Source organism: Candidatus Binatia bacterium, from assembly GCA_029243485.1.
In the GTDB taxonomy this organism is placed as follows: Bacteria; Desulfobacterota; Binatia; order UBA12015; family UBA12015; genus VGTG01.
The window spans coordinates 355373-363185 of the sequence record JAQWRY010000001.1; the positions used below are offsets into that span (position 1 = coordinate 355373).

Annotated in this window: 9 protein-coding genes; 5 read left to right on the top strand and 4 right to left on the bottom strand. The window is 66.4% G+C overall.

Annotated features, from left to right (window positions below):
• Both P8R42_01665 and P8R42_01670 read left to right on the top strand, forming a co-directional pair.
• Complete coding sequence (locus P8R42_01665) at nucleotides 1-1299, top strand: aspartyl protease family protein (protein MDG2303352.1); 1299 nt, start codon at nucleotides 1-3, stop codon at nucleotides 1297-1299.
• Nucleotides 1300-1321: 22 nt separating this feature from the next.
• Nucleotides 1322-1474 (top strand): hypothetical protein, encoded by a 153-nt coding sequence (locus tag P8R42_01670; GenBank protein ID MDG2303353.1) that lies wholly within the window; start codon nucleotides 1322-1324, stop codon nucleotides 1472-1474.
• A 1-nt stretch (nucleotide 1475) separates the two neighbouring features.
• On the opposite strand, the gene P8R42_01675 is transcribed toward P8R42_01670, so the two are convergent.
• Nucleotides 1476-1835, bottom strand: a complete 360-nt coding sequence (locus P8R42_01675) for a hypothetical protein (protein MDG2303354.1) — start codon at nucleotides 1833-1835, stop codon at nucleotides 1476-1478.
• A 233-nt stretch (nucleotides 1836-2068) separates the two neighbouring features.
• Between P8R42_01675 and P8R42_01680 the strand changes: the two genes are divergently transcribed.
• Nucleotides 2069-2449: a carboxymuconolactone decarboxylase family protein gene (locus P8R42_01680; GenBank protein MDG2303355.1), complete on the top strand. Its 381-nt coding sequence runs from the start codon at nucleotides 2069-2071 to the stop codon at nucleotides 2447-2449.
• Between the two features lie 7 nt (nucleotides 2450-2456).
• Here the strand turns inward: P8R42_01680 and P8R42_01685 are convergent, their stop codons facing one another.
• Nucleotides 2457-3140: a TetR/AcrR family transcriptional regulator gene (locus P8R42_01685; protein MDG2303356.1), complete on the bottom strand. Its 684-nt coding sequence runs from the start codon at nucleotides 3138-3140 to the stop codon at nucleotides 2457-2459.
• A gap of 175 nt (nucleotides 3141-3315) precedes the next feature.
• Between P8R42_01685 and P8R42_01690 the strand changes: the two genes are divergently transcribed.
• Together P8R42_01690 and P8R42_01695 are read left to right on the top strand one after the other, a co-directional pair.
• Complete coding sequence (locus P8R42_01690) at nucleotides 3316-4479, top strand: amidohydrolase family protein (protein MDG2303357.1); 1164 nt, start codon at nucleotides 3316-3318, stop codon at nucleotides 4477-4479.
• Nucleotides 4476-5666, top strand: a complete 1191-nt coding sequence (locus tag P8R42_01695) for a cytochrome P450 (GenBank protein ID MDG2303358.1) — start codon at nucleotides 4476-4478, stop codon at nucleotides 5664-5666. The genes P8R42_01690 and P8R42_01695 overlap by 4 nt, the downstream gene beginning before the upstream one ends.
• A gap of 22 nt (nucleotides 5667-5688) precedes the next feature.
• Here P8R42_01695 and P8R42_01700 read toward each other — a convergent pair whose 3' ends face one another.
• Nucleotides 5689-6477: an SDR family NAD(P)-dependent oxidoreductase gene (locus tag P8R42_01700; GenBank protein ID MDG2303359.1), complete on the bottom strand. Its 789-nt coding sequence runs from the start codon at nucleotides 6475-6477 to the stop codon at nucleotides 5689-5691.
• Between the two features lie 57 nt (nucleotides 6478-6534).
• On the bottom strand, nucleotides 6535-7287 hold the full coding sequence (locus P8R42_01705; protein ID MDG2303360.1) for a glycosyltransferase family 2 protein: 753 nt from the start codon (nucleotides 7285-7287) through the stop codon (nucleotides 6535-6537).
• Nucleotides 7288-7813: the final 526 nt, after the last annotated feature.

Here is a 7813-nt window from a genome sequence, read left to right on the forward strand (position 1 = left end):
TTGCGCGCCACAGGCTGTGCCGTCTCCGGCCTGATCGTCACCGCCGTTCTCAGCGGCCTGGCGGGCTGCAGTGCGCTCACGAGTGAGGGAAGCGAACCGGCTGCGTCGACGATCCTTGCCGGCGTGACCGCTCCCATCGCACCGTTCGAGGGGTCGGCGCCCTTTCGTCTCGAGCAGAACTCGATCCAGGTCCGGGCAACCCTCGCCGGCGAGGCCCGAGAGCGCACGTTCGTGCTCGATTCCGGCGCGCCGATGACGATCTCGTCGCGGCTTGCCGATGACCTCAGCCTCGCAACGGCGACCGAGGTGTTGCTGCTGGGACCGGATGGAGGTGCGAGCGAATCCGCCCGCGTCGTCCGAATCCCGACGGTGACGGTCGCGGATCAGGACTTTGCAAACGTCGGCGCCGTCGTCGACTGGGTGCAGGCGCCGAATCCCGTCGCGTGCCTCTCGACCGACGGTCTTCTCGGCGCGAGTCTTCTGCGTGCGGCGGTCTGGCAGATCGACTTCCACACCGGCCTACTCACCGTGACCGATCAGATCACCGGCCTGCCCGGCCTCGAGTACGCGATGCGCATCCCCTTCCGACCCGGGGACAGCGCGGGCTCCCCTCGGATCGAAGTGCCGCTGAACCCCGAGGAGGCGGGCTCGCTTCTCATCGACCTCGGCTTCAACGGCTCCGTCGCATTACCGGTCGCGCTCTACGAGCAAGCCGGCGGGACGCTCGCCGGCCACACCCCCGCTCAAACGGGAACGGGTGCCGGAACTGTCCTCGGAGACGCCCCGGCGACGACGTACATTGGAACACTCCCCGAGCTCTCGATCGGCGACCTTCGGCTCCCGGACTTCCCGGTCCTCACCGGCAAGGACGTCTCCGACTTTCACGTTGGGATCGCCTTCCTGCGCCACTTTCGCGTGACGATCGACTGGAAGACGAACGAGCTCTACCTGCAACGGCGCGACCCCGAGACCTCGCTCTACCGGGACTACACGGCCTTCGGCTTCACCCCCCAGCTCGAGAACGGACAGGTCCACGTCGGTGCGCTCTGGCGAAACGGACCCGCCGCACGTGCCGGCCTTCGCATCGGCGATCAGATCATCTCGGTCGATGGCCGCTCACTGCAATCCGTCGACTTCGCGACCTTCTGCAGTCTGCTCGACGCGGTGGGACTCTTCGGTTCGCACGCCGACCCGATCGACGTGACCTTCCTCCGCGGGACCGTGCCGGCGACGCTCACGGTGCGCCGCGAGGCGCTTTGGTCGCGTCCGAACGGCGAAAGCTCTGCACCATCTCGATGATGGTGTCGGACACGAGGCGAGCGTGCTGCTCAGCGAGAACCGTCAGCCTCCCGGGAATCCCGCGCACCTCACCCCGACTCGACAACGCGGCCAGTCGCGCTTGAAGCTCGGCATCCAACACATCGAACGGGTCGGTCCCGGCCCCGAGGTCACGCGTCAGAACGACGACCGGTAGATCACCGAGGTCCCCCGTCGCCGCGATCCAACGCGCGCTCTGCGCGTAGTCCCGGCTCTCGCGATAGTAGGTGTCGAGCGCGGGGCCTTGATGGAACTCCGAGCGGTGCGGTGAACCGAACGAACACTAAGAGATCCATCCGGTGCCCCTCCTCGTAGCCGAGCTCCGCGAGCCGCGCGTCCTCGTCTTCGTGCGTCGAGTCGACCGACACGACCCGAGCCACCCCAGCGACCTCCGGCTGGATCCAGGCCCCCATGTGAAGGCTTCCGCCCGTCCCCTCATCGAGGACAACGACCGGTCCGCCCGCTCCGGACGCCAGCGCATTCAACCCAAGACCGTCTACGACGACGGGCTGCCCCATGCGCCGCAAGACGCGCTCGTCCGCGCGCCGGCGGGAAGATTCCAACCCTACGGCGACGACGAGCCCCCCACGAGCATCGCCGTGGCCCAGAGCGCCAGCCGCCCCGTTGTTCCCCGCGCCACGGCGAATTTCGGTGGAAAAGCCCCCCTCCATAAGCCTCCGGACAGAACTGCCCCGCTTGCCCGGTGGAGCCGCAGCCGCTCTAACTCACCGCACCCAGGGAGGAGAGCCAGATGTCCGACGCAGACCGCCGCAAGAGAGGCCAGGAGAACTTCAAGAAGGTGACTCAGTGGGACATCGACCTCGAGCCCGTTGATCCCTTCATGCGCGCCACCGTCGACGGTGTATTCGGCGATCTCTGGAGTCGCCCGGGACTCACGCACAAGGAAAGACGCTTCATCTCGATCACGTGCGCGGCTTCCGCTGGGATGACTGACGAGACCCAGATTCACATGACAGGCGCGCTCAAGAGCGGCGACGTCACCCCGACGGAAATGCTGGAGACGATCCTGCAGATCGCACACTACGCGGGCTGGCCACGCGCGGCGTCGATGTACCGACAGCTCGGGAGCATCTGCGCTGAACTCGATCTGCCGGTCCCGACGGGCGACTAGCGCGCCGCTACGCCGTCAGCGCGCGCCGGCAAAACTCCCAAACGACGCGAACCGTTCGTTCGGTCTCGTACTCCTCCGCCTCACCGAAAAGCGCGGAGTGAATCGTCGACGAAACCAGGCTGTGCACGAGCACCGCGAGTTCCTGCGGATCAGCCCGACGCGCTTGTCCGGACTCCATTGCTGCCGCGATCTGGTCCGCCATGAGGTTCGTCGTCGGCGCGACCGCCTGCCGAAGTTCGTCCGGCCGGGACTCGGCAAGGCGCAGGTGCTCGCGACTCATCGCCGGCGACAGACCGCCGCCGCTCTCCGTCCTCTGACGCTCCGCGCCCTCGATCATCCCCCTCACGATGAACCGGAGGCGATCGAACGGATCGTCGAGCCCATGCTCCTCGAACTCCGCGCGGAAGCGCGCGGCGGCGGACTGCATGGTCTCTTCGAAGACCGCGACGAGCAGGTCGTCCTTGCTCGCGAAGCGCTCGTAGAATGCGCGCCGGGAGAGGCCGGTCTCGTGCAGGATCGTGCGGAGGGTCAGGCCGTCGACTCCGTCGCGAGCCACGACCTCGGTCGCCTTCTCCACGAACTGCCGGCTCCGCGCGAGGAGCCGGTCCCGCGCCCCGCCGACGACGTGCTCCGCGGACCGCCGCTCCCAATGGGAGGCGGGCGGGGCTGGTTCGGATTCAGGTCTGCCCATGGCGAGAACGCCGGTCTCAACCGCTGCCACGTTCCGCCGGCCTGGTCAATGCGGCGAGACCACGGGCGGGCCCCAAAAGGCCTTTCGAACACTAATGTTTCCTCTTGCACAGCGGCCGAAAGCGACATAGAGATCCGGGGTGAGAACGGTGTTCTCATCCAACAGGAGGAACCAGATGGCGAGCGCGAGCAACGGGCAACCGATCACGACCGTCGACACCGACGGCCACGTGCTGGAACCACGCGACACTTGGCAGAAGTACCTCGAGCCGAACCTCCGTGACCGCGCAATCCGGATCGAGAAGGACGACAAGGGGATCGAAGCCCTTCTCGTCGACGGGAAGCCGCACATGGGCCTCTACGGTCGCCTCGGCGCGCTCGGCGGAATCGGAATGGACGCCGCCGACCTCATGAAGGCCGGCGCGCGGAGCTACGAAGACGGCTGCCCGCCGGGCGGCTACGACCCGGCCGCGCGACTCTCCGTCATGGACAGCGAGCAGATCGATGTCGCGCTCTTCTACCCAACCATCGGCATCGCGTGGGAAGCCCACCTCCAAGACGACACGCTCGCCGCCCCGTACACGCGCGCTTACAACCGATGGCTCGTCGACTTCTGCAAACAGGATACGCGTCGCCTCGTGCCGATTGCGCACATCTGCCTGAAGGATCCGGTAGGCGCCGTCGAGGAAGTGAAGCGTGCACGCAAAGACGGATGCGCCGGCGTTTACCTGTCGCCGGATCCGCCTTCGCGCAACGGCAAGCAGTTCGACGATCCGGCCTTCGCACCGTTCTTCGAGACCGTACAAGATCTCGACATGCCGATCGCCTTCCACGTCGTCGCGCGGGAGTCGAGCCATCTCGATCCGTGGCTCGGCGACACGGGCGGCGATCGCATCGGCAACGTCGTGTTCTCGTTCGCATTCCTCGCGCTCGACGTCATGGCCGCGTTCACGTCGTTCATGACGCGCGGCATGTTCGAGAAGTACCCGCGACTCAAGTGTGCCGTGCTCGAGGCGGGATCCAACTGGATCACCGCATGGCTCGACCGACTCGACCACAAGTTCGAAGTCATGCGCTCGTTCTCCACGATGAAGCTGCTGCCGTCAGAGTACTTCAAGCGGCAATGCCTCATCTCGGCCGAGCCGGACGAGTCTATCACCGCGAAGATCGTCGAACACCTCGGCGACGACTACGTCATCTGGGCGTCCGACTACCCCCACCTGGACGCGTCGTTCAACGTCGTCGGCGAGCTCCGCGAGCGCATCGCGAGCCTCCCCGAGGAGTCCCAACGCAAGGTCCTCGGAGACAACGCGCTTCGGTTCTACGGACTTCAGGCATGACGACGGAGGCGCCCCACTGGGATCCGTACGACCATGGCCTGCGGATCGACCCGTACGGTGCCTGGCGCCGCCTGCGGGACGACGCGCCGGTCTATTACAACGAGCGCTGGAACTTCTACGCTCTCTCACGATTCGAGGACGTCCTCGACGCGTCGGTCGACACCGAGACCTTCAGCTCCGCCCGCGGGATCACACTCGACATGATCGGCTCGGACGACATCCATCCGATCATGATCATGACCGACCCTCCGCGCCACGACGCTCTGCGCAAGATCGTGAGCCCACTCTTCACCCCACGCAAGACGCGCCAACTCGAAGAGATGATCCGCGACCTCTGCGCGCGCTACCTCGATCCGTTCGTGGGCTCCGGAGGGTTCGACTACGTCGCCGATTTCGGGATGCGTCTGCCCGTAATGGTGATCTCGTCTCTCCTGGGGTTTCCGGAAGAAGACCACGACATGCTGCGAGAGTGGAGCGACCTCACGCTCCATCGTGCGGAAGGAAACGAAGGCCCCACCGAAGCCGGCGCGAAGGCACAAGACGAGTCGTACCGATACTATTGGGAAGCCGTGCAAGAGCGTCGCGCCGCACCGCGCGACGACATGGTCAGCGCAATCCTCGCCACGGAGTTCGAGGACGAAACCGGAACGACACGCACTCTCGACGACATCGAGACAATGGGCATGATCAGCCTCATCAGTGCGGCAGGCAACGAGACGGTCGCGCGCCACCTCGGATGGGTCGCGCTGGTTTACGCCGACAACCCCGACCAACGACACAAGGTCGCCTCCGACCCATCAAAGAGCCTGAACGCGGTCGAGGAGCTCCTACGGTTCGAGGCCCCGTCGCCGATCCAGGGCCGCTACGTGACCCGCGACGTCGAACTCCACGGCGTGACGATCCCTGCGGGATCGAAGATAGCCCTCCTCACGGGATCGGCCGGACGGGACGAGCGCCGCTATCCCGACCCGGACCGCTTCGACGTCGAGCGCGATCTCGATCGCCACGTAACCCTCGGATACGGGGCCCATTACTGCCTGGGCGCGGCCCTCGCCCGGCTGGAGGGCCGCGTCGCTCTCGAGGAGACGCTCAAGCGGTTCCCTGACTGGGATGTCGAGAAGGACCGGGTCGAGCTCGTTCAGACGAATACGGTCCGTGGACCGTCTCACTGTCCGATCCGGTTCTGAAGGGAGCCGCTCGGGGAGACCCCTACCCGTCGTTCGTCTTCGGCGCTTCCGGGTGGACGGAGACGTGATCGAGCTGGAAGCCTGGCGGTGTGGAGACCGCCGCGACGACCGCGTGCGCCACGTTCTCGGGCTGCATGAATCCATCGTGACGGATCAGGCCCAACTGCTGCCAACGCGCCCCAATCATCATCGACTCGGCGTCCCAATCGCCCGCCCAGCCGGTACCAACGGTGTTTCCGACCCGAACGATCGTCGACCGGATCCCGGTGCCCTCGAGTTCCAAGGAGATCGACCGCGCCGCCTGCTCGAGCCCGGCCTTGCTCGCCGCGTACGGCGAGTGGAACGGCCACGGAACACCCGCCGTCGTCGACGAGATGAAGATCACGTGCCCGCGGGCCTTGCGCTCGAGCATGTCGATCACACCACGGCGTGAGAACAGGAGTGCGCCGATGAGCCCGGTATCGATCTCCGACCGGATTTCGTCAGCCGAGAGCTCGTAGAAGGCCCCAGGTCGCGCGTGGGCCGCACAGTTCACGACGGTATCGATCGGCCCAAGGGCCGCGCGGGCCGCGTCGTAGAACCCGTCGATCGAAGCCGCATCCGTCACATCCAAGCGACCGCCGAAGAGCTTGGGGGACGCGCCCCCCAGCGAGCGGGCGGTCTCGTTCACCCGCTCCTCGCGCCGTGCGCCGAATGCGACCTTCCACCCCTTGGCAAGAAAGGCCTCGACGATGGCGCGGCCGATGCCGGACGAGCCTCCGCTCACGACCGCGGTGCGCGGCGGACTACTCTCTTGGGTCGACTCGGGCATGATCCTCTTCCTCCGCCGCAAGGCTCGCATACCTCCCGCGAGTGACCAACCCAGCGGCTATCGCCGAAGCCGCTCGGCGAGCCAGAGACGCCCTATCGTGTAGAGGATCGAGCCGCCGGCACGGGCCACACCCGCCGCAGTCCCCGAAATCTTGCTAAGACCGTGGGCGCGCGCGCGGTACGGCACTTCGACCTCCTGAACGCCCAGCCCTTCTTGCAAAGCCCGCACCTGCATCTCGACGGTCCATCCGAAGCGGCGGTCCGCCATGTCGAGTTGCTCGAGAGAGCTCCGCCGAATCGCCCGGAAGGGCCCGAGATCCGTGTACGCGTGCGACCACAGTAGTCGGATCAGCCAGGTCGCAAGACGGTTTCCGAACGCCTGCGGCGGTGTCATCGCGCCGCGCGCGCGTAGTTCCGGCGGGCGGCATCCGATCACGAGATCGGCCTCCCCGGCCTGGATGGGTGCTACGAGGCGGGGGAGCTGTTCAGGGTCGTCGGCGAGGTCCGCGTCGAGGAAGACCACGATTTCGATGTCGGCTCGCAGAGCGCCGAGGGCCGCGACGCACGCGGCGCCGTACCCGAGCTGCTCCTCTCGGACGACGTCCGCACCGAGCCCTCGCGCGACGGTGCCCGTCCCATCGGACGAGGCGTTGTCGGCGATCACGAGTTGGCCGAGCCCGAATCCCGCGAGGGCCGGGATCAGCAGCGCCAGCCCGTCCGCCTCGTCTCGCGCCGGGACCACGACGCCGACACGCCGCAGGGACGACGGTTCTTCGGCCGGATTCGCTGCGATGTTCGGCTGGACAGTCACGCGGGGCCCCGAAGCAGGGCGAGAACGAGCCCGGCTGTACGCCTTCGCGCATCGGACGCATGGGTTCGCACGCCGCCCCCTGGCTTCGCAAGATCGGGGGCACTTCCACCCGCCCCTGGGAAACGACGGCCTCGAGGGCTCGGTTTCCCGAAATTCAGCCAACTACCCGACCGGAAACGCCCCTCGCCAGGCCAGAATCTCTCACTATTCGAGCCGATATGGATCCGCGGCCGAATCCAGGGCTCCGCTGGTCCCGAAATGGCCATTTTTCTCGTGCCCACGTTGAATTTCTCTCACACTCCGGGAAAGCCCAGTTGACCGGAGCGTGCCCGAGATTCTATTTCTTATCTCACTAGGCGATTCAGCCGGCTTTGGACCCAGCCAGAGCCCAACCCGTCCCTGGGAGGACACATGAAGAAACTTATCGGAACCATGGCCGCCGTCGCGGTCGCTTTCTCTTTCTCGGCCGCGTCCGCAGGCGTCTACGTCTCCGGCCCTCTCCCGTCGGAATTCTCGGTTAGTGGCC